A 23349-nucleotide genomic window follows, 5' to 3' on the forward strand; every position below is an offset into this window, starting at 1 on the left:
CCTACATCAACATTTTGTTTTTCAGTGTTTTTCTTGCCAGAACGACACCCGGTCCATCGGCGGCGATCACACGCACTTCAATTTGCTTTCCTTCAAAGTCATCATCAACTCGCAGAGGAACCTGAGTCTCGCCTTTGCCCAGCGTAATCAAACCTGTATTCGGGTCACGTGCGTCACAGTCGGCTGCTTCACCAATGGAATTGGCCTTCGCACCGGTCCCATCATACGCTTCGAGTCGAATAAGCAACGCCTCATCAAACAAACTATTGTGAAACAACTTCAGTCCGATGATCGGACTGGTGAAGCTGTCGGTTCGGTAGCGGATCTGTATGTCCGTCGAACTTGATGTTTCTTGTTTGGCCTTGGTTGATGTCAAAACAACGATCGGAAGAACGCACTCCTGCAGTGATATCCCTTCATGGAAGTATCCGGCACCTGCTTTGAAGACGCGGAAACCCGATGCGACGGCCATTTCTGGAACAGGGACATCAATGCCCAACTTTTCTGTCTTGATGATCGTCACCCCGCTGGCCGGCCCGGTACTGTGACCGAGCAGGCAACGTCGCTTCTCAAGTTTCCATTCTCCCGGAGGTTTCTTGATTGCGTCACCAGCAGCGATCTCGGGAAGAAGTACATGACCGTGATCCGCCACGTACACGAAGTGCGTGTAACCCAGCTTCGCTAGGCGGTTGGTTGCAGTCACCAATTCACCAAGAATACCACTCATGTGCTTACGAGCCTGATACAGCGGCATCACTTCACCGTAGGCATCCATCTCCTGAGTACGAACAACGACCAAATCTGCATTGGCAATCTGTTTTGGAGGCCGCTTGTCTTTGATCGTAAGCACGCTCTCCAGTGTGGCATCAGCAAAACGGTCACCGAATCGACTTTTGAGCAGTGACTTTCTCTCTGTCACTCCCGGCATCACATCATCGCCAAGGGCAGGCAGCAGGTCGTTCTTCTTTTCGATGATCTTCCACGCGGCTTCAGCACCGGGCATGAGTGCGGACATTCCGAATGGCGTCACCGTAGGCAGAATGCTGACTGAGGACTCCACGCGGACGTTACCGTGACCTTCCAAGCTGGCTCCCAGATCATGACCCATTTCGTAACGCATAGAGTCAACAAGGAAGTAGGCGACTCGTCCGCCTTCTGCCAGAAGAGGTGCAACATGCTTATCAAATGTTTGCGTGTGCCGGCTCGTTGCTTCAGGGGGCCATCCGTCGCGGGCGACAGCTTCCAAGAACGAGTCCTGTGCCTTGCCGGCGATCGCGAAATACTCTTTGCGACACAAATCCACCAACGGTTCGATTTCCTCGTCTTCCGAACAACTCGCTGAGCCATGTTCTACTAATCGCTGGTGTTGGTCGATCAACCACAGCCCGTTATCGCGACTGACATAATTCTCGACGTGCTGTTTGGGACTTTGCGATGGTGGCAGGATCTTCTTGGCACATACCTTGGCTATTCGCAGGAAATCGACACACCTCTCTGCGACCTTCCACAACAGGGCCCGTTCCCCCAGAGATGACCAAACCGAACTGCGTCTTGCGTTGATTATATTGGCAGCAGCATCCAAGTCACCTGACTTGACCAGTTCCGGCAGACGCTTCAGGAACCTTTGTTCCTCGAAAGGGAACGTGTCACGAACTCCAAGTTGGTCGCAGTCTGCAAACGATTCACGAAGCTTCAATTCGTCTTCCAACCGCTGAGCCAAACTAATGTAGCCCTCACGGAAATCATCGTTTCTTCGCATTCGATCGCAGACTGCAAAGATTCGGTCTCGGTGAGCAGTGTCGGCAACGGTTAGGTCGCTCAGTCCATCCGGCACTGCAGTCTGCAAGTCGAATACAAATTCTGACAACAGCACATACGCACCCAACGGGGCTAGCTTCGCTTCGACTTTGGCCTTGCGCGGTGGAGGCGAATAGCCGTACTCGTCGTGCAACATCCTCTGCAGTTCATCAATAACGCCGGCAGTCCCTTCTATCTTGCCGACAATTCCCTTTTCACAAAGAACCTTGGCGACCACATCCATCGGTGAATCGGTGCCCAGACAATCCTTGATGAGCGGAAACGACTGTCCGACTTTTAGATTGTCGAGCATGGTAAGCGTTGGCTGACCCTCATCGAACAGTCGATCGATTTCACCAGATCGATCGGGCATTGCCTGCCGTGCCAACGATTGCAGCTTGTCACCTTCGTCGTCACCAAAGGCCGCGCCAATAACAGCGAAGACCTCAAACGGGTCTTCGTACCTTTCTTCTTCTCGTTTGCCACGACCTCTAGGACAGTAAACCAGCAAATGTTTGTGCTTCAGTTCCGAATCATCCGGGTTGTTGATCCCAGCCAGAACACGATCGGATTCACGTCGAGACTGGAGAGTTGACAGCGATGTATCGACGACGATGCAGTTGGGTACGGTGAGTTTCGCGACCAATTCCGTGAAGGACTGTTCTGCGTCATACCAGACGACGACACGCTGCTCTTCAAGCAGATCGACCAGTCGGCGGTGAATGAATGTGCTTACGCTCATATTGCCTCTACGCCTTTTTCTTTCGTGATCGTTTCGGTGCCGCACTTGCCACGAACAGTTCTTCTCGATCATGCGCAATGGCAAGCGAACGATCCGATCGGCATTTTTCTGTTACTTCGTCGGTGCGAATGTTGAACGCCAAATGCGACCAGTCATATTCACCACTCTCAATCGACTGCCAGCATTCTTCGCAGTCATTGGACCAAGGCCGGTGACGAAACAGTTCATGAAGTGGCGCGGCGTTGATGATCACACCATCGTTTAAGTCTGGGCGGTAAGGCAGATCAGCGATCCGAAGCAATTCGGTCTTCAAATCATTGAGTTCATTCAGAAATGCCTGCTGTTCAGTAAGTTGATCTTTCAGACGCGTTTGCTCAGCACCGCTCGCCCCAGCCAGTTCTTCTTCCGTTCGTGTTACTGCTCGCTGAACCTCGTCAATCTTTCCCAATTCCAGATATTGGTTGACGATGGTGTAAATGGTCTGATCGGTAAGCCGGTGATAGTAAACCCAAACCGTGTATGAGCCCGATGCAGTAGACAAAGGCCAGTAAATGGGAGCCTGACGCCGGCTCTTCTTGTATCGTGAAAGATGATGAGCAAAGAAATGACTTGGCGTCCGAAAGAACTCTCGGATTGATTGCACACCAAGCGTTTGGCAAATTTCCAGTTCAATCGCTTCTGCGTGATGCGGCCAAATCTGAGCGATGCCATCTCGCACGCGGCTCACAATATCCGAGTCATGAGGGCGGTGTCCGTCCAGTCCGGGATCATCGACAAGAATGCCGTTGTCGGCGATTGTAATGGGGTAGCTTGCAGGTGCCGCCGTGAGCGGCAAGCCGTCATCGCCGACGAGCATACCCGGTGAACACGCAGGAAGTTCTGCAAACGGATCAGCAAGGTCGGGACGAAGATTAGGATCAATTGCTTTCCGTAAGTCCCACCGTCCGAATGCAGCACCAACCAAGTAACTCAGCGTCCCTGCCGCTACTTCCTGCAAATCTTCTGAACGCAGAAGTTCAGCTTCCTGACGAAGTTCAGCAAAGCGTGCTGGTGTGATCTCGAACAAACGGCAGATTGTTGCTTCGGAACGAAGTGATTGTTGCTTCTTACGACGAGATTCCACTCGGACATCCGCAGAAGCATCTTCTCCACCGGGAAGACGGTCGCCGGGCAACACCTTTTTGGTCAGGTACGCGTCGCGGAACACGTCAGCATCAATGGCTTCAACGCATTCGAGTTGGTTGAGTGGGAACTCCAACTCCTCACTCATTATCTCAAAGTCGCTCTCCGTAAATCCGAAGGCTGCGGCTACGACACGATCGAGTCCTTGCTCAGACTCAGACCATTGAATCAGTCGGTGTTCACGTTCCACTACCCATTGCATAGTAGATTGACGAATTGTATTTGCAGAAAACTTGACTGCAGGTGGAACGGTGAAACCGGTCGTCGTTTCATCGACATCAAACTGCGCGATACGGACTGCATCAATTGCTTGATTAGTCAACTCTCCGATTCGTCGTTCCGCATCATCAGACAAATCCGGGTATGGGAGAGCCCCGATTAGTCCCACTTCATATGATTTAGAGGCCGAGCCGGGCGCGTTGTCGCCAGCACCAAGGCGGACTGAGAGAAGTAGCCTGCTCGGACGGGTCGTGAGGATTCCAAGTAAAACGGCTGGCGAATAGCCTGCTTTTGTGATTGCGGCTGGGCCCTTATCGCCGAAGGCGCACCCTCTGGAGAACACTCTTGGCCCAAACGGACTTGTTGTGCGGCGAGGCCACGTAATACCACTTGACCCAAAGAACTGCGTGTTCTGTGGGCGTCCACTACCTAACGCGATAAGTTCTTCGCCATTGCGAATCCACTTTAGGGTGAGATGAATGTCGTCAAAGAAAGGCGAGTATTCACCGCCTTTTGCAAATCTGGGCCAAGTACCCTGCAGTGACAACTCCGACGGAGGAACTTCCCAAGCCAAACGCAGGAAACGAAAATCTTTTCCGCTTGCGAGTCCCTGCTTAACATCCGCAACATCTGGTTTGATCGCATGTTTTGGGGAATATAGTTCGATCAATTCGGTTGACATCCAGTATCCATAGACGGCTTTCGGCATGTCCAAGAACCGTTTCGCGTTTGCGATAAACGCGGATGGATGCAACGTGCCATTTTGCACCTGCAAAATAATTTCGGACAGCATCTCCTCTTTTCGTCGAGTCTTTAAGAGTCGCGTCCATATCGCTTCCGTTTCCTCGGTCGCACCTTTGCCAATTATTGTCGCAATCGTTTCTACCTGTGCCTCCAGTACGAAAGAGCCGAGGTCTGCAGCAGTTTCGATGGCCCCAAGTTTGGTGAATACGTTCGTGCGGAGTTCCTCAAACGTGGGTAAGCCCAGCCAAGTACGATTGGTAATTGCGCCTACCTTGCCCCCCTCGGAAAGCCATTGAAGTGTTCGTTCAAAGAACATTCCGTAGAGATCGTTGCTCGTTAAAGTAAATGCGTCATCAAAGAACTTTTCGCACTTCACCGGGGGCTCACCAAAGGGAGGATTCATTAGAACGACATCGTATCGATTCCGACACACGTCGATGAACGCGAACCCCTGAGCGGCATCCTCTTGAAACAACCCACGACGAACCGATGCTCCATTTGTAGCCTGATCAGCGTACCGACGAAGTGCATCGACAATCCGGCTCTCTGCTTCGTGCCAAAATTGGTCATCTGTGACATCAGAAAAATCCAATGTTTGCTGCTTGTCCTCTTTGATGGCGTCCAACTCGCCGACGGAGAACAACAGCTCATTTCCTTGTTTGTCTCTTGCTTTCTCCCATTGGTTCGTCCATTCTTTTTGCGCGGCAGCGATCGATTCGCTGATCAACTCGTCCACTTTCAAAAGTGAACCTGCTTCGCCGGCAAGTTCCATCGACTCGAAGACACGTTCAACCAGTTGTCCGAGTAGTGGTGGCTGTAGCGTTGCAATAAACTCAGCACGCAGGTCTTCTTCTCCGGGCATCGGCTCAGCAGTCACAATGTTCGACTTGCCGATTCGCGGACGATCCGCTGGCGATATTTGCAGTTTTTCATAGCTGCGTTGGGCTCGCAGCCAAAGTGCGAGAGAGGCAATCTGACATGCGCGTGAATCAACATCGATGCCATGCAGGTTATGACGAAGGATCAATTCTGGTATCGCACGTCGCAGCTCGTCTTCGGTCGGGTAATCGACCTTTAACGTCCGCCCCGTCGCTTCGGATGCCGGTGGCCGTTGATCTTCCCATGCTTCAAGATAAATCGTCTCCAACAAGTCGAATGCATACAGCAAGAAATGCCCGGAGCCACAAGCAGGATCGAGCACTTTTAGATCGCGAGGATCTTTCTTTGCACGATACGGAACGAAAAAGTCATCTTCGAGGGATGGCTCCGTGTCATCGTCGTCTGACGCAGGTGGTTGTTGCCCCGATGAAAGGAACACTTCATTCATTCGACGCACGAGAAATTCACATTCATCGGTGATTGCCGTTTGACCAGTACGCATCTCGTACCAGATTCGGCCCAGAGTATTGTCCGTCAAAAACTTGACAACGTATCGTGGCGTAAAGAACTGATTCCGCACCGCCAGTTCGCGTGAGTTGCGAGGCGCAGAAACTTTACGCATCTCCCGCCGCTCTTTTTCGTCATTAAAGTCCTGATAGATCCAGCCGATGGTTTCATCCAACTTCCAAAGGTTGGCAACGTCAGGTTTGTTGAGTTCCGTGACGACGGCCTTCAGGCAGTCTGGACCCGGAAAGATCAGTGATTGAACGGCTCGACGATCGAAGAGCAACCCGAGATCAATCGCCAGCTCGTCGAACATGTGTTCAAGGAAAACTCGATAGGTCGTCTCTCGATCACCGATGGCATTCCTTGCCAACTGCTCATACAGCTGAAACCCTGCCGATTCCATCCCCTTCGAGACACATTCGATGATCAGGCCACGCCGTCCGTCCCCACGTTCGGGACATTCGCACGTCCGCATGGCGGCAAGTCGATTGAGAAAAGTAAATGCGGTTTCGTGCTTGATACGAAACACAGCATTTTTCCGGCGTGTTGCCTCATCGCCAGACGAATCTGAAACTGCCAAGTGGTCGAGCCACTGCCGAAGCGCGGTAGCGATCTCTCGTCCTCGATCATCAAGTCGAAGTTTCGTTACATCCGATGCCGTACCATCCGGCTGAATGCCGTAAACCGACTGCAGTTGCGTACCGATATCAGCGGAGAGAAGCCGCCTGCATTCAGCGACCATTCCTGCGAGGTGGTTTCGAGTTGTCTTGTCAAATGCCATGCTAACGTCTCGCCCTGCGGTTTCTTCGCGCTTGCTGTGTGATGCGTTCCAGACGACTCAACAGTTTTCCGTACGACGGCGAGTAGCCTGCCATGTACGATCCAAAACCGAGTGCCGCCGTCAGTTGCGGCTGATGCGCAGTTGGTGAATAGGGCTTCGTTGTTGCCATGCACTCGGATACCTTGCGTTTCGAGCCACCAGGTTCTTCGACATCGTAACCATCGCGGAACTTCACCTGAGTGTGAAAAACGCCGCGTTGCTTCAGTCGGCGGTAGCCTGCGAGAAACCATGCTTCGTATTCACGATTCGCAACAACAACCTCTACCGGAATTCCATCCGCTGCCGCTTGCGCTCGGCGCGTCAGTTCTGGGCCAAGTTGTTGGTCAGCAGGTTTCCCCCGACGCTGAATGCACTCTTTGTCGGAATCCAATATGACCAAGATTGCATCTGGCCGTGCAGCACGAGCCCGTCGCACATAGTGCTCAATGCCGTTTTCACGTTCCGCATCGTACGGAGCGATCATCGCACTTTGCGGTGCGAAAACAGCTTCGTCGGTCGTGTGGAAATTGAAGAAACGCCGGAACTTGAACCAATTCTTCAGGAGGATCGGCACTGCGTCTTTTTCCCCGTCGCCTTCCACGATTGGAATGATCAAGTACCTAGTCCTTCCCGTCATCGGTGCCCACCTGAAAAAGATCTCCTATAACTTCTGAAGGCTGGTCTTCCTTCCAAAGCGAATTAGAACGAAGCAACCGACCCACGGTTTCAGGCGGTTCCAGTAATTCACGCGTGCCTTCACCAATCCCAAAGACGTAACTCCTATCCGACTGCCAATCAACAATTCGCACATTGTCGGCGTTGACAGTTTCATGTGACAGTGCGTCCGTGCTGTGTGAAGAAACGACAACTTGGCAATGATCAGTGCTGGTTGCTTTAGCAGCATTCATTAGCGATGAAAGCGCCGCTGTATGAATGGAGGCTTCAATTTCGTCAATGAAAACCAGCGATGGTGCCGGCTTCTGCCGCAACGCGACTAGCACTCCCAAACTGTGAAGTGTTCCGCTTGACATGTCAGTCGCCACGAACTCGGTGTCTTTCCCGCCCATCGTCTGTGTGAAACGAACAACACGCCTTCCCGCCGAAGCGCCTGCCCGGATTCGACAAATATCGCGCGTCACGGCATTCATGTGAGCGATGATCCAGTCCATCTCTTCTTTGTCGTCGTCTAAGCGTCGCAACACGTCGCCAAGATTTGATCCATCGCGAGCGAGCGACTCCTGACTTCCAATCCGCGGCTCTGACTGCATGATTTGCGGTGAAAGATCGTATACGAGCATGCGTCGCAGAACGTCAAGCGTCATCTGCCAGACGTCCTCTTCCCCAGCCACGAGCGGAAGGACTAACGACTCGCGATGCACCGATGGCTTTGCTGATCTGATCTCCGAGTTGAAGGTTCGACCCTCCCGATAAAACGAAAACGATTCTTTCGGATACGTTCTGAGATACTCTCGCTTGACCTGAAACCCCGAACGTCCGCGATAAGGACTAAGCGTGAAGCCATACAGCACATTCGTATGCGTTGTTGGTGTCAGCGGGATCTGTAGGTCGATTGCAATTTCCAAGTCTTTGCCAACGGAACGTTTAGTGCCTTCGACCGTTTCGACACTTTCTGGGATATCGCCGGAACTGCTCGGGCGATGCAGAATCGAGTTAATGCCACCACGGCGTTCCAACGCCGTCAATACGGAATGCGTCACTGCGTCCTGCACAAAGTCAATCGCTTCCATCAGCGTGGACTTACCGGCCCCATTTCGACCAACAATCACCGTGAAATCGTTAAGCACCAAACGTGCATTCTCGAAGCCACGAAATCGTCGAAGCCGCAATTCACGAATATGCGGTCGCGTCAGTTTCTTTTCGTTTTCCATAATGCCCCGCTAATCCTTGAAATGGATTTCTTTGTATTCACTCAAGAGCGTCACCAATCTCTCTCGAAGATCACTGATCCACTCGTCAAGGTTTTCCGACGTGATCGTCACCGGCTCTACAAGTTCCTTTGACGAGATGTTGACGATTGTTTCAGACTCTTCTTCACTCAACTCTTCTTCGGGTTGCTCTTCGGGAACACGTTGTTGAACCTCATGCGATAACGTGTCCATCAGACCTGCAAGGCCCATTCGACGCGTGAGCAACAATCGCAGGTCGGCGAGTTCTCTGTCTGGTCGAGGTTGGGATGGCAATTCCGATGATGTCATTCGACCAGCAATATCCTGACGATCATCGGGACTCAATTTGACCCAATCCGGCAAGCCTTCTAATTCGTTGCGAGAGTCTTCAAGTTGATCGTCGAACTGCTGTCGCAGTTCTGTAAATCGTGCGGAAATGTTGTCATTGATTCGACGGACGGCTCCACGTAACGCAGGCAACTGTTCAAAGAAGTTCTCACTCTGCTTGATTGTCTCAACCGTCTGACGCTGATCTTCTTCAAGAATCACCGAGGACTCGCCTTTGAACAGTTCGTCCAACTCGTCAATCGCGTCGAGTTGTTTTTGTGCTTCCCGGATAAGCCGTTCTCCGTCGTCGGACAGAGCTTTCAGCACCAACTTGGACCACTCGATGTCAGCTGGCAGTTTGCAGTCAGAAGCCCCTAAGACCATCGCCGCACCGCTTGCGTCTTCTTTCAAAAGGTCTGCACACGTTTGAAGCAATTGCTGAGCCCGATCCCGTCCCGGAAGTTGCAGCAAACGGAGTCGATCTGGCAGCGAGCCAACACTTTCGAGAACTGTTGGGATGTGTGTGCGTACGGCTCGACTGATGTGTTCTTCCAATGGAAGAACTTCGATGGCGAACAGTTCTTCCAGTCTTCGAGCAGCTCTGTCCATTGCATCAAGTGGCGGACGACTATCTCGAATCGAAACACCAGCTCGATTGAACGATGTGGTTGACTTGAAGGCTTCAATTGCCTGTGGGCCGGGAGTTGTGACTGTCCCTTCCCCCGTGTGCAGTTGAACTTCACCTGCTCGAAACAGGGCCGCGAAGATGTATCGTGTTGCATCCTTCGTCCAACCGTACTCCGATTGGAAAAAGCGATCCTGAAGGACTTTGCCTTGAATGCGACCAGACCCGGATGCTTCGGCAAGCTCGGCAAAACAGCGTAGTGCTTCAACCAAGACATCCTTAGTTGTCTGAACGGCATATTTGCCACCAACTTTTGCAACGAGTTGCAGTGGATCTTTCTCGCTGGGCATCCGGTCAAGACGCTCGACTTCCAAAAACTTTGCCGCGATGTCAGTGTTTGGACGAATCGGAGCATCTTTGAATTTGGGAAAGACTGTTTTGGCAACTTCACCCACGATCTGCCGGCAAGCTGCATCGAGAGTGCTGCCAAGCTCTTTCACCGGCTTTGGTTGTGATTTGAAGATGAATAGGCCCTGCTGCAACAGCGTCTGCTCAATCAGCTTTTGAGCATCCTCCTGACTCTTGTTCATCAGGGCGCGTTCACTTCTCAGGAACTGTGCTACGTCTTTATCGGCGTCACGTTCAGGGATGGTGCCGATGATGAAGTCGGAACGCCGAGCTTCGATGAGTTTCTCCTCAATCTCTTCCGGGAGCGTGACCAAGAGTGCCACAGTGTTCTCAAATTCACGCGTGTTGTTCGTAGAGAGCAACAGATCTTCACGACGAGTATCAAAGCTCTCGGCAGAAGCCGGCTCAATGCGAATCTGAATATCGTTGCCTTCGCCCACAACCGGCGTCTTTTGGTAGCAAATCCCAGCTTCAACCTTCTTGATATTCTCCAGCATTGATGACGGCAGCTGTTCAAATATCCGTGCCAGTAACTGCGAACGAAGGCGATTGATCTCACCGCCTGTCGGGTTGTATTCGTTTCGCTTGTCGCGATAGACCTTGATTCCTTCGCTGAGAAATCCGTAGCCCCCGGTCTGAGGATCGTTTACCAGTCCCGATTCTTTCTCTCTAATCAGCTTGGCAAGTGAATCCTTAACTGGTTGGTCTTGAGGTTGCTCACCCAATTCTGGATACAGCAGCGCGGCAATGTTCTCTTCGGTTCTTGGGAAGTGTTCCTGCAAGGGCTGAAGTGCTGCAATGGCCTTCGCAACACGAACGGTAAAGGGATCGCTGGCGAAGATTCTCTCAACCTTTTCAATCCCGTTAAGAACGTGTGGAAGCACCTTGCCGATATCGTTACGCAACGTATCAAAGAAATCGTCAGCGCAAGCGAGTGTTCCCACGGGCCGATCTGCCAATGGCTTTTTTCCAGCTGGCATTGGAGTTCGACTGACATTAACCAACAAGTCTTGGATTACTCGAATTGCCGATCGCAAGCCTACACCGCCGGTCGAGCGTGCCAGCGTTCGGATCAACTCCATCAGCAAATCAAAGTGCTGCGGAAGGAATGGGTAGAAGCGGGCAAACGTATCTGGGTCCAGATCCGCTTTGAATTGCGACCACCCTTCGAGCTTGGTCGCAGCGATCAGCTTCTGACCTTGCTTGCCAAACCTTTCCTTGAGTGCTTTGTGTGAATCTGGATCTTTGGTGAGAAGACGTAGGTACGTGATTTCCTTGATGTCACGAGCGTCCAGCTGGATGCTGATTGGAAATCGATCTCGCAGTTTGTTGAGTTCCGCAGAGTTGTATGCCGCTTGTTCGACAATTTCCTGAAGCGTTTGCTGACCGGTAGCCGCAATCCAAACACGCCCTTTGCCAAGCTCCTTCAAGTTTCGAGCAAGACCATCAAGGTTGAGAATCAACTCACCACGCGGAGCAACATACTGGCCGGCTTCGTCAATCAGGAATAGCACGTTTTGGTGCTTGAAGTGCCGACGAACCAAATCCACCATTCGCTCAGCAAGCTCACGAACGTTCAATTCCAACTCGAACTTTGTGCTTCGGAATTCGCCCGGTTCGTACTCAATGAAAAACTGTGGCACCAACTGGTCAGCGCGTGCCATTGCGATCAAAGGGTCGTTATGGATGTCACTCCACTCACCTTTGTTCGGGAACTTCTTTCGGTATGCTTCCTGAAAGTCCGCGTATCGACCTTCTTTGTCGAGGCGAAATTCCAGCTCTGCGAGTTTCTTTTCCTTCGAGAAACCGATCTTTTGCAGCACCTTCCAATACAGAACTTTTGTGACCGGGGCCGTTGCTGTGTCGGCCAACTGTTCCGCTCCGAGGTCGAGCATGATGACAGCGGTAGGCTCGTTTTTTGCAAGAGTCTTAAGTTCAGACTCAACTGCAGGTGAGTTGAGGCGTTCGCTCAGAAGATCAATGAACGGTGTGCCATTGATCTTCCGATCTGGATCAAGCGCAAAGCCAAGGTACTTAGTAAACGAACTCTTACCAGATCCATAGAAGCCGGAAACCCAAATCCCAACTTCTGTAATGTCACCGGTGCGCACGCCGGCACCAAAGTGCTCGACAAACTTGCTGAAGCAAGCCTCAACATTGTCGGTGACTTCGTACTCTTTGATTTCTCGTTCGAGCCAGTCGGGATCATCACGCTGATAATCAATGACCTTCTCAATTTCCCGATCGATCTTGCGATCAGTTGAAAATAGCTGCCGAATCGTTTCGCTCATGCTGTTCCTCCGACCAACGTTGATCGGTAGTTTCCGTCAACTGAGTAAAACCCAAGAAATTTGAGGCCATACTGCCCCGATCTCTTTCCCGGATAGAAGATGACCATTGGCACTTTCACTCGATCGTGAAGTCCGCTTTCCAATGTGCGAACTCGAAAGTACGGGTGCAGCAGTCCGGTGTCCGTGAGAAACAGAACGCGATTCTCAACTGGTTCCGAGACCAATGCAGCGACTTCCCCTATCAGTCCGTCATCTCCGCGCAACACATCTCTCATGGCACTGTTGATCTCTGTCGGTTCAGCATCTGGTTCTGCTTCCAGCCAAGATTCCCAGCGCCCCGACTGGTCGATGATCTTCCAAGCCAATTCGGCCATCGATGCGGTTTGTACTTGCAAGTCGTCCTGCCGCAGTTTCGCCGCCCAGAGAGGCAGCTTCTGCTTTAGTTCGAGAGTCTCTTCTGGCGCATGGATGAAGTAAAAGACAGGATCACTCTTTGCTGGATTGAGTGCGTCTGTCCCCTTCAGTTGCGACCGAAGAAGTTCAAATGTTGATTCCAACGAGGACATCGACTGCCTCCTCCATCGTTGATGCGTTCCACGTGATACGAACGACATTGCCCGCAGCCTGAAAGACCCAGAGTCCGTGTCTGCTGAGTTCATCAAGACTTTCACGAACAACTGCTTTGTTGCACTGCCAAATCGACCAGTCTTGATGAGACGCAACGCCGGCATCTGACTTGCCTGAAAAGTGCAGGTCATAAGCCAAATAGGCAACAGCGATAGGATGTGGTCGAAACGAAAGGATCTCACGAGGCTTACGTGAGTTGGTAGACAAGAGACCGAACTCTGCTAGTGCTTTGAGCACCCCGCGAGAAACCTTCTTCTTCGTTTCTGCCGCCCATGGCGATTCCATCATGCCTTTTTCTTCGGCTTCGCAAAGAAATGCAGTTGCCGTATCTACCGTGACTGACAGCCGTCCTTCGTTAATGGCGTCCGTCAAAAACACAGTGATCGAATCCCGGAGAAGACGATCTGCGCGTGCGGAATACAGTAGGCACAGATCTCGGAACCAATCGTTTGAAGATCGGTTCTCAACCAGACGCTTCATGTGACGAGCTGGACAGCCGGCGGGGCTCAGCAACCTTGGAGCGAAACATCGCTGAACGATGTCTCGAACCCGACGAGCCGTTGCCTTACCGAGCAAGTCCGCTTCAAGAACTCGTTCCGCGAGGCTTGCCGCATCTTCATCAACTTTCCATTCGCGCAATAGCATCCGGGTCTCTGGAAGAAGGGCCGCTCCTTTCGAGATGCGAATCGTATAGGGATCGCTTACCGTTTTTGCCATTACGCTACTCATCATCCGCCGCCTCGAAGTAGGGATACACTCGCTGGTTCTTCGCGATAGACGCGGCGTACAGCGAAGCAATATCCCTTGGCGTCGAAGCCTTTTGTATCTCTGTGATTTTTCCTAGCGACTTCGGTCCCTTGGAAAACTTGATGTCGCTTCCTTCAGACATCTCCTGCAGTAATTGAACAATGTCCGTAGATTCTGTTGGCAGCGTCCAGTCAGCCAGTTCATTCGCAACGTCAACGAGCTGGTGCTCAATGCTCGATGGGAATCTGAACAGATGAAATGAGCGGAGGCCGGTCTTGTCGTCATGATCCTTGCGAGCAGCGACCGTCGCAGACGAAAGAGCGGCCACTCCGGTGCTTCTAGGGAAGATGCGTTGACCGATGTTCATTCCCGCTGGTGTAAGAAACTGACTCTTCCACCAAGGTTCACTGATACGCTCACCCAATGCCGCGACCAGCAGTCGTGCTTTCAAGAGTCCGTCGATAATTGAATTGTTCGCCATTGCTGTTTCCTGCCGGTCTCACTCATCGTCCGAGAGCGATGGGCTTTCCAGTTTCTGCCGCAGTTCTTCCAAATCAGCCCGCTTGTACAGGCGGTAGTTGTTCACTGCGTGCCGATACTCCGCAATCTTTTTGGCCGCGCCCCAGCTTCGGAGCGTGTTCGGTGACACGCCCAAAAACTCAGCCGCTTCTTTTACTGTCATGAACTCGCTGTCGGTGCTCATGTTTCCCCCATTTCGGGATGGAATGAGTTAATCCGTCCAATGCCACGAACCTTACCAAAGGTTCCGAACATTGGCCATCCGACGGAAAGTTTCGGCGAGGTGTTTACGGGCAATAAAACGGTTTTGCGTGCTGTGCTGAATGACTCCGGTAACATTCCCGATTGAGCAGGATTTCGCAGTTCTAGGGAGTGTCCGCCTGAAACTTGGAACCAGCCAATAGATCGCAGGCTTGGCATTGGTGGGGTCGTTGCGGAAACAGAAATGCGGCTTGCAGAACACATGACCTCAATTGGAAGCCCCGACCGTACGACGACACATCGACAATGTCCGCAAAGCCGATGATCGCACCAAAGTTGAACGCGTCGCGATGAACGGAATCGGATCCTGTCGTCTTTCGAATCGCGTTGACGACTTGGGCTGATGTCGAGGCATGGATCGCGATTCGGCCTCGGTGCTGTGTCGTCCAGGTTCGGTTCTCGACAGTTTTGATTCCCGCACAGATGCCCCACGCCCAGGGCTGGCGAACCGATAGGCAGCGGATTTCCGGGGACATGCATCACCTGCGATAGCGAGAACATTTTTAGAACGGGGCGCGATTCGGCAAACTCAAAATGTATCAAGCCGCTTAATTCGAACCCACTAGGCTGTCGCGAAGGCGACAAACCTCATGCATTGGATCATTGAGGATCCGAGGTACCGCTTCAATCCGGCTGGAGTTTGGTCATCGAACGGGGCTGATGTCCATCGCCGCTAGAGAATGTGACGCTGCAGGATCGCATTTAACACGACGCCCGCCGGCAATGGTGAAATCAGCGACGGGCGTTCGAGTGGTGGAGTACGATGCGAGAATCGCAGACATTGATTGAATTGGGGGATTGAAGCGTCCCTGTCAGTAAGCAGGACCGGAAATGGCATCACACGATTGGTTCCTTCGCCACAACGACGGCGAGGTTCACGGCCCCTTCACGCTGCAGCAACTGATCGACGCTGCTTTGGTCGGAAGCGTTGCGTTCGATACCGAAGTGATGAGTGAACGGCACACAAGCGGCAGATGGATTCTCGCGAGCCGGATCAAGCAGATTGCGGCCGCGATGGCGTCGATGAACGTTCCTCAGGCGCCGCCGGCAGAACCTCGACCGGCCGGCAATCGTGAATCCGATGGGCAGCCGGACGTTGATAGTTTTCACGTTAAAACTGTCGATCGACCGCGGCACGCACCGATGATTGTTCCGTCGACAATCGGTGCGGCGTTCTTTGCGATATTCGACTTTCGCTTCCGCTACTACATCACGCCATGGATCATTCGTATTCAGTGGGCTGTTTTTGTGACGGCGGTCGTTCTCCTGATGGCCATCGTGACATTCACTACGATTGTCGCACCGTTTGCCGAGTCGCTTTCATCAAACCTTCCAGACACTGCCAGCAGTCGAGCTTCACGTGACAATACCGACGCCGGAAGTCGATCCTCGTCAGCATGGGCGCCACAACCACCGTCTCCGTCGGTATTGCCAGGTTGGATTGGTGGCGTTGGCAAGTTTGTAGCTAGCAAGCTGGGGCAGGCCGCTGTTCTGCTTTTTTTCTTCGGTGGATGCATCGCCTCACTGCTCTACGTGCGATTGATACTTGAATCGGCGATCGTTTTCTTCCGTATCGCTGAAGATATCGCGAACGTGCACGACATCGCCAAGAGATTTCGGAAAGAGACCAGGCGATCGAGCGAATGAGACAGCTCTGTCGCGGAGTTGTTGCATGGTGAAACGGACGGGACGGGACGGGCCAGTGCGAGCCGGCAATTAGCGATGCATGGGACGCGTGACGTGCAGCAAATCACGCTGTTTTGCTTCTTTTTTGGGCCGCTGGTACGTCACCGTCAGCCGCCCGCCCGACGCCGAGGCCAGTGCAGCGAGAACGGCCAGTGATGGACGTTTAACGCCCGTCTGCTGCCGTTGCAGATGGAGCCGCTTCTGCGTTTGTTGCACGCTGGGCGTCGCCGCCGGTTTCATAGTCGCTCGATCCGTACAGGGATTCCTCTAGCCGCCAAAAAAATTCAGTTCGCCGATCGAAATCTAGCACGGCGGATTCTTCTTTCGCTTTTCGATGTACCCCCGGGAGCTTCTTCAGGTCCCGATGAATCGTTGCGCGATCGACATTCAGTGATTCGGCCAGTCTCGATTGCCAGCCACGTTCACCGACGTTGACGTTGCGAAGCAGGGCAGCAAGTTTGGATAGCCGAAGTTCCGCGGCGACCTGCCGACGTCGGTTGTAGGCATCGCGGGCAGCGTTTCGGCGAATCTTTCGATCGCGTTCACTCAAATTGTTTGTTGCACACTCATGTCTCATCGGGTTGAGCCCCTGCAGGAGTAGAGTTCGATCGCCAAGCTGTAGCCAACGCAAGCCGGCAAAGCGGACCAATCCCATCCAGGCGACGTGCCGAATCGATCGTTTGGCGTTTCGTTGGTTTGGAAGTTCATTTGTTTTGCTCGCTAGTTCTTTCGGGTAGATTTCTTTAATAGGTATTCTTTTTGTTTTCTCCGTTCTTTTGAATCTATTTCCCCACTTGGTCCTCTAGGTCCCTACTTTTCGACAAAGAATCTCACATAAGAGAATAATAGTAATGGTTCTTGTGTTCCCTTCCCTATGTATCGAGTTACTCCCGCAGAATTCTTGGACCGTGTGGACCGGACTATGATTCGCCTCCCAGAATTCTTTTGAGCGAAATTCCTTCCATATGCCTCGGTCTATTTGGCATCTCTGTTCTAGGGCGCGTGATACGGATTCCTGGGATCGCGTCGCGGACCTTCTGCGAAAACGCCTGAACGCCTAGCTTCCACGCGATGTGATTTTCACGAGCCCAGTTGCACCACGCTTCGTGCAGGTCTTCGATCGCGACCGATCCTTCTAGTGCACAGCATTCGTCCATGAACGAGCTCACTGGGGCCACCATGCGTTGCATTTGGTCCTTGGTGTCCTTGCCCGACTCAGGTTGGATGAATTCGCCGACTTGCGTCAGCGATGCCCTGCCAGCAATTGCCCAGTTAAGAATCCCGGGTAGCTCCGATTCGACCTTCGTCCCTAACGTGCGATCTTCTCGGCCGTAGTACGTGTTCGGCATCGAAAGGAACAAGAATCGCGACATCAGTGCCGCCGATGAATCACTCAACTTCGGGAGCATGTTCGAGGATATCGTGAACCGAATGTTGAACTTGTGACTGTGGATCGTTTCCAGGTACTTCCGCTGCACGTCCAACGCATCCTCGCCGCTGATTGCCAGAAGCTTCTCAGTGATCTGTGTGTCGTCCACACGACCGCTCAGACGCAAATCACCGATGATGGCCGCGGACTTGTCCATCATGCCTTGGAGCGCGTACTGGTTTGCCAAGTCTCCGAGGCAAGGGTTGGCGACCGATTCGCGGCCTAGCATGTCCATCAAGGCACGCATGATGGTCCCTTTGCCTGATCGCTTCTGCCCGATCACAAACAGCATTTTTTGCTGCGAAGTGTCGGGCAAGAGCATGTAGCCAAACCATTGCTGCAGAAGAACGATTGAATCTCGGTCCTGGTTGAAAACATCTTCCAGAAAAGCTTTCCAGATAGGGCAATCCGCTTTGTGATCGAAGTCGTAGGGGAGTTTCATCGGCGAAAACCAGTCTGCCGAATGCGGCAGCAGGATTTTTTCGGGGTCGGGGGTTTCCGAGAACATTTCGTCGAACGAAAGCATCCCGTTTTTCATCGACAAGTAGTTTCGTTTCGTCCGATCCGGCAACCAGCAAGGCATTTTTATGCTGTTGGATAGCAAGCACAACGATTTCATCGCGTCGATGACGTTCGAAGTCAAAACCCGTTTGACCGGCCGAACCTTCGGCGGCCCCTTGTCCAACTTTTCGTCGAAGTCTGGCGATTCCAACCAAGCGTTGTAGTTTTCGAGTTCTTCGTCATAGAGCGACTCGAATTCGCGGCGGATCGATGCGTGAACTTTGGCCGATACTTCGCTGTCCGAAACATGACGGTGAACGCCTTCGCGGTATTTCCACCACTGTTGCCTCCAGAATCGCAATTCCCCGCCGTGATCATCGCGGTAGTTGTTCATGTTCATCACAGCCAGGCGATTGGGGTCGTCGGCGGCTTCCAGTCGCTCGGCCGCGGCCGGTTCGTCGGTGGCTTCTTCGTCGTCATCGTCGAATTGATCTTCCAGCGTTGCGCCATCATCTTCGTCTCCGTCGTTGGATTCGACGCTGGAAGGGGATTCCCCCGCCGGCAAAACGAGCGGTGATTCCATGGCCAGCCTAAACAATTCTTCGTAGATTTCGACTGGATCCAGGCCGGCTTTCTTTTGTTCCTCGATCCAGTCTTTCAGGTCTTTGCCTTTGGATTCTTCGATCGGGTACGGCAAAACAACGTTCCTCACCGATTTCGCGTGCTTTGCAATTTCGGGTGCCCAACCTGGATGGCGTTTCCCGTTTCCCATCGCACCCTTTTGGCCGGGCTCGTCGCAATCGTGAACAACAATCACCTCTTTGCCGGCCAGTGCCCGCATGAAGCCAAGAGTGTCGGGCTTGTCCGGCCGTTCCCCGGCGCCGCAAGCGTTGCAACACACCGCATGGCCTGCCGGCAATCCAAGCCCGGCAAGAGCTAACGCATCCGGCAACCCTTCGGTTTTCCAGACGACAGTGTCCGTGTCGGCGATATTTCCGATGTATCCAAATGATTTGTTCCGATCCCCGGTGTCCGATTCTTTGATCGTTTTGACTTTGAGTTGTTCTTCTTTCTGGATTCTCGCGTTCCATTTCGGAATGCATCCTCCCCACGCGTCGTAGATCGTCCGGCCAATGGTAGGCCCGCCTTCTTCGCCCTTGATTGGGAACGCAACGACGTATTGGCGGTCTCTGTACTTCGCCGGGACTCCGCCCAACTGCTTCACGGCTTCTTGTGTCGTTTTCTTGTAGTAAGTGAAGTATCTAAGTATCACTTCCGGCTTTGGAAGATCGAACTCCAGTTGCTCTGTTGCTTTGTTCCGCTTGGGTTCTGGTTTCGGTTCCGTCCCTCTTTCGGCCGGCTTCCGGTTGGCCTTGGCCGCTGGGTTGTTGGCAGCTTTGTTGGATGCCTTCCGCCGTATCCCTTTCTTCTCGACTCCCAGGAAGTCGCCGACTTTTTTCAGCGCTTGCAGGAATCCGATTCCCAGGACTTCCTGGATGACTGCAATCCCGTCTCCAAATTTTCCGCAGTGGCTGCAGACTGCGCCGCCGGTTTCGTCGAAGTCGTCAAACACTCGCCAACGGGTGTTTCCCTTGCACATCGGGCACGGTCCGTGACTGGTAGATAGATACTCGTCTCCGACCCCGCCAACTCGGCCAACGATCCTTGGCCAATGTCCGGCCGCGGCGTCTTTGACGTCGCTTAGTTCGTATCCCGATGAAGTTTGTTTATTCGCCATGGTGAAAGCTCCCTGTGGGACTAGGAGCAAGCATGTCGGTGCCATGGCTTGCGCAACACGCTGGCCATGGTGTGTCGGTCCGATGCATCCAGTCAGCCTCGGGCAACTTCCGACACGAATTGGCAACGCTGACTAGCGTGCTCAGGGTTCCGTCTACTTCCTGCGGTATCTGCAAACGGGAAGCGGCTGCGATCATGGCGCCATCGGAGATATAAAAGCCGGCCCAGTTTTCGGCCAGATGCTTTAATAAGTACGAGTCGACCTTCGGCGACCGTGAAGGCTCGGCACGACTGGTCAGCCAGTCCATCGCCATCGCAATCTCAAGCTCGGTTGGCGGCGGCGAAAAAGAACGGAGCCGACCGGGCCCGACAATACCGATACTATCGACGAGGAATTCACGCCCGAGGAGAGACTGATGTCCGGCCTCCGAAATGACCGTCGGGTGGCTAGGGTACTTGTGTCGGCCGGCCGCCATTGGGGCAATGGGCGGATAACTATTTGACTCGCCGGAACCATGCGTTAGCATTAGGAAATCCTTCTGGTAGTGGGGGGGCGCAGCAATACTTTGGTCAGTGGTCGCTGCGATAGAAAACAGGCCGTTGTTTGTCGTGCATCGACAGGCAGCGGTTTTTTTGTGATTTAGCAAAAGCCATATATCCAACGATCAATCGGCGAAAGCATGGCTGCGTTGGTCTCTCGCCGGATTCAGGCTATGCCCGTGGCTAGAGACCTCTCCTGCTCAGCTACCCGATTGCCGGGTGCGAGCTTCGATGAAGCGGGTTAACGCTTGGCGAGAGACCAAGATTTGGTTTCCTAGCCGGACATGCTCAAGCTTGGTTCCACCGACACCGTGGTGGATCCAGCGAGTAAGGGTGCTCTTATCTGGACGGCGTCCAGTGGCTCGGAATAGCTCGGTGCGAGCTTCCGGTAAGGTCAAAACGTCCTCGATTAAGATTCGGGACGTCGAGGTAGCGGTTGAAACAGGCATTGAAAATCTCAAAAAGCGGTGCGGATACGGGCAACGCAAATGAGTGTCTGTTGTTTTTTTCGTAGCGTCGGATCAGGTGTCGTCTTTTTGTGTCGTCTTCCACTGGTCCGGGTTGTCATTTAGGACACGATGAATAGAAGTGATGCTTCCACCTTGCTCGTCCACGTATTCGGCAATGACGTGCTTTAGCGGCGTTCTGCCTTTGTCCGCTTTGTAGCGTCTCGCGCAGTCTGCCGCTGCAGCGTTCATCGAACGTCGAGGTGTCTTTTTTTTGCGTGTCGTCTTTGGTGTCGGGTCATGTCGCTTTTCCACACCTCGATGCTCAGTTGACACACCTGCCCCGTTAGCCCCGCCAAGTGCTTTTTCGTCGTCAGATTCGCTCACCAAAATCATCGATGAGACAGTTCGAAGCATCTGTGCCCACGCAAGTGATTGCCGCTTGTACCACTCCCGGAGTTCATCTGGTGTTCGATCGGCAGTGACGTGCGTTGCATCGGATTTCACCCAAGTCCTGCCATCCGATTTTGAAGTCCATTCGGATTGCTCTTTTCCAGCCTCCGTATCATCGCCGGAAATGCTTATCGGCTTAAAGACTCTCCGTTTGTGCGGTGGGGCGCTGTCTGGGTCAAATTCTGCGGTCCAATGATCACGATGGATTCCAGTCACCAGCCGTAGTCCATGCCAGTTCAGATGCTTTCCATTCCAGGTTGCAATGCCGCTCGCAGATTCGCTTTCTGAAGGGAAGAGCCCCGTAGATATCGCCAAGTGCATTCGGCTAGCAATCACGGCCTTAACGTGTTGGTTCGTGGCTCGTAGATCAACCCACGAAAGGCACTGTCGCGAGTGGTTTTCCAGCCAGTCGGCCCACTCTTCAGCGTCTGCTTTAAATTCGGTCGCGTTCATCGAGATACCCTTGATTTTCGGGCCGATCCAACCAGCCAGGTATAGGGTTCACCTGGCTGGTCGTATCGCTCGGCGAGGATCAGTCGCCTGCCCGTCGATCGCCGCACCGTCGCGCAGCGATGTTTGATTTGGTTCGCCGACCGTCGCCGGCGAACGGGTTCGCCACATCAGCCGTCACCGATGTGGTCGTTGTCATTGTTGGCGAATCAAAGTTTCGGGGCAACCTTCGCCGCTTCGATGGAGCGCTGCAGGCTCCTTTTGGCGTAGTGTTCGCTCATGGCTCGTTTGGAGTGTCCATGCATCGCTTGTACTGCTTCGATACCGAGTGCGTCACAGATCACCGTCGCTGCGAGGTGGCGGATTTGGTACGGGTGCCATCGTTCAACTCCGGCTCGTTTGGCAGCACGTTGGATCGATTGCCGGTAGCTATGAGACGTGAAGCATTCGCCTGGTTGCTTCTTGGGATTCGGCTTTGCCCGGTTGATTTGGCTCGGCTGCACCTTTGATTTCCGATTCGCTCTCTTGTTTGATTGGACCCACGCAATTGATTCGCGAGGCGAAAAGCAGGGCGCCTCGGGGGCTCGCTGTAGGTAGTCCGTCACGGCATCTCGCACATCACCGACAAGCGGTACGGCTTTCGTCTTTCCTTGGTTGGCAGTTTTGTGTTTGGCCAGTCGGTACACCCATACTTCGCCCGTTCGGTCGATGTCGCACGGACGCATCCTGCAGACCTCGCTCGGTCTCATCCCCGTTCCGACCTGAATGCGGATCATGGCTTTGAGGATCGGAGACAGTTCGGCAGCTGTTCGCCGCACCACGTCGATGTCTACGGGTTCCACATCGGCGACTTCGGGAGCTTCCGTTTGGCCCATTCGGAGCGGGTCGACGGACCGCAGGCGGAGCCAGCACGATTCATCGACTAATTCTTGCGATACGGCATACTTCCAGATCCGCACAATTAGCTTCGTTAGCGTGTTGCAGTACACGCGGGAGTAGCGTCGTCCGCTGCGAGCGTCTTTCGACTCGACCCATCGTTTTCGCTGGCGTTGCAACGCCAGCGGGCCGTAGTCTTTGGCGTCGGTGTCGCCGTCATTCGCGTCCAGGGCGGCGCAAACTTGGGTCAGTCGGTGCAATTCGGAATGGCTGTCCCGGTATCGAACGTTCGCCATTTCCAGATAGTTTGCCGTGACATGGCGCACCAAGATCGGTTGGCCGGTTTGCAGCGACGTCGTCGCGGTGGCGTGGCCCAGCAGTGCGGCTACTCGGTCTTCCAGGGATGCCAGTTCGAAATCGTCGGGCAGAGAGAGCCCGCCAGCCTGGTAGGTTCCGATCAGAACCGCATATCGAGCGATCGCTTCGGGGCTGTCGTGGGGGCCAAGATAGAAGTCGTTGCCAGCAATGGTGACAACGGATTGGCCGCTCAAGTGGTAGCGGCGGGCAGGTGCTTTTGCTTTTGGACGTGCCATTTGCGGAACTCCCGTTTGGAAGGTGTACCCGTCGGT

At 53.3% G+C, this 23349-nt stretch carries 16 protein-coding genes; 1 reads left to right on the forward strand and 15 read right to left on the reverse strand.

Going from position 1 to position 23349, the window contains the following annotated elements:
- Position 1: 1 nt before the first annotated feature.
- The 10 genes from K227x_RS02705 to K227x_RS02750 all read right to left on the reverse strand — a co-directional run bounded on the left by K227x_RS02705 (position 2) and on the right by K227x_RS02750 (position 15078).
- On the reverse strand, positions 2–2611 hold the full coding sequence (locus tag K227x_RS02705) for a PglZ domain-containing protein (protein ID WP_218933729.1): 2610 nt from the start codon (positions 2609–2611) through the stop codon (positions 2–4).
- Positions 2547–6851, reverse strand: coding sequence for a BREX-1 system adenine-specific DNA-methyltransferase PglX (gene pglX / locus K227x_RS02710; RefSeq protein WP_145167962.1), 4305 nt, complete (start codon positions 6849–6851; stop codon positions 2547–2549). Before pglX ends, K227x_RS02705 begins: the two co-directional genes overlap by 65 nt.
- Position 6852: 1 nt before the next feature.
- Complete coding sequence (locus tag K227x_RS02715; RefSeq protein ID WP_218933730.1) at positions 6853–7506, reverse strand: DUF4276 family protein; 654 nt, start codon at positions 7504–7506, stop codon at positions 6853–6855.
- Positions 7507–7510: 4 nt separating this feature from the next.
- Positions 7511–8779, reverse strand: a complete 1269-nt coding sequence (locus K227x_RS02720; RefSeq protein ID WP_145167964.1) for an AAA family ATPase — start codon at positions 8777–8779, stop codon at positions 7511–7513.
- 9 nt (positions 8780–8788) lie between these two features.
- The gene (gene brxC / locus K227x_RS02725; RefSeq protein WP_145167965.1) at positions 8789–12448 is read right to left on the reverse strand and encodes a BREX system P-loop protein BrxC; all 3660 of its coding nucleotides are present in this window, start codon (positions 12446–12448) and stop codon (positions 8789–8791) included.
- Complete coding sequence (locus K227x_RS02730; protein ID WP_218933731.1) at positions 12445–13014, reverse strand: BREX protein BrxB domain-containing protein; 570 nt, start codon at positions 13012–13014, stop codon at positions 12445–12447. Before K227x_RS02730 ends, brxC begins: the two co-directional genes overlap by 4 nt.
- Entirely contained in the window at positions 12989–13807 is an 819-nt protein-coding gene (locus tag K227x_RS02735; RefSeq protein WP_145167967.1) for a BrxA family protein, read from the reverse strand. The genes K227x_RS02730 and K227x_RS02735 overlap by 26 nt, the downstream gene beginning before the upstream one ends.
- The gene (locus K227x_RS02740) at positions 13797–14303 is read right to left on the reverse strand and encodes a BrxE family protein (protein WP_145167968.1); all 507 of its coding nucleotides are present in this window, start codon (positions 14301–14303) and stop codon (positions 13797–13799) included. Before K227x_RS02740 ends, K227x_RS02735 begins: the two co-directional genes overlap by 11 nt.
- Positions 14304–14321: 18 nt before the next feature.
- Complete coding sequence (locus tag K227x_RS02745; protein ID WP_145167969.1) at positions 14322–14525, reverse strand: MerR family transcriptional regulator; 204 nt, start codon at positions 14523–14525, stop codon at positions 14322–14324.
- Between the two features lie 181 nt (positions 14526–14706).
- Entirely contained in the window at positions 14707–15078 is a 372-nt protein-coding gene (locus K227x_RS02750) for an ASCH domain-containing protein (RefSeq protein ID WP_145167970.1), read from the reverse strand.
- A 355-nt stretch (positions 15079–15433) separates the two neighbouring features.
- Between K227x_RS02750 and K227x_RS02755 the strand changes: the two genes are divergently transcribed.
- Positions 15434–16249: a DUF4282 domain-containing protein gene (locus tag K227x_RS02755; RefSeq protein ID WP_145167971.1), complete on the forward strand. Its 816-nt coding sequence runs from the start codon at positions 15434–15436 to the stop codon at positions 16247–16249.
- Positions 16250–16451: 202 nt separating this feature from the next.
- Here K227x_RS02755 and K227x_RS02760 read toward each other — a convergent pair whose 3' ends face one another.
- The 5 genes from K227x_RS02760 to K227x_RS02780 all read right to left on the reverse strand — a co-directional run bounded on the left by K227x_RS02760 (position 16452) and on the right by K227x_RS02780 (position 23313).
- Positions 16452–16838: an HTH domain-containing protein gene (locus K227x_RS02760; protein WP_145167972.1), complete on the reverse strand. Its 387-nt coding sequence runs from the start codon at positions 16836–16838 to the stop codon at positions 16452–16454.
- A gap of 370 nt (positions 16839–17208) precedes the next feature.
- Complete coding sequence (locus K227x_RS02765) at positions 17209–19956, reverse strand: phage/plasmid primase, P4 family (protein ID WP_218933732.1); 2748 nt, start codon at positions 19954–19956, stop codon at positions 17209–17211.
- Positions 19957–20695: 739 nt separating this feature from the next.
- Complete coding sequence (locus K227x_RS02770) at positions 20696–20944, reverse strand: DUF1580 domain-containing protein (protein ID WP_145167974.1); 249 nt, start codon at positions 20942–20944, stop codon at positions 20696–20698.
- A 72-nt stretch (positions 20945–21016) separates the two neighbouring features.
- Positions 21017–21847, reverse strand: coding sequence for a hypothetical protein (locus tag K227x_RS02775; RefSeq protein ID WP_145167975.1), 831 nt, complete (start codon positions 21845–21847; stop codon positions 21017–21019).
- Positions 21848–22053: 206 nt separating this feature from the next.
- A complete protein-coding gene (locus K227x_RS02780) occupies positions 22054–23313 on the reverse strand; it encodes a tyrosine-type recombinase/integrase (protein WP_145167976.1) in 1260 nt (419 codons plus the stop codon).
- Between the last annotated feature and the right edge of the window lie 36 nt (positions 23314–23349).

This window comes from Rubripirellula lacrimiformis (assembly GCF_007741535.1).
In the GTDB taxonomy this organism is placed as follows: Bacteria; Planctomycetota; Planctomycetia; order Pirellulales; family Pirellulaceae; genus Rubripirellula; species Rubripirellula lacrimiformis.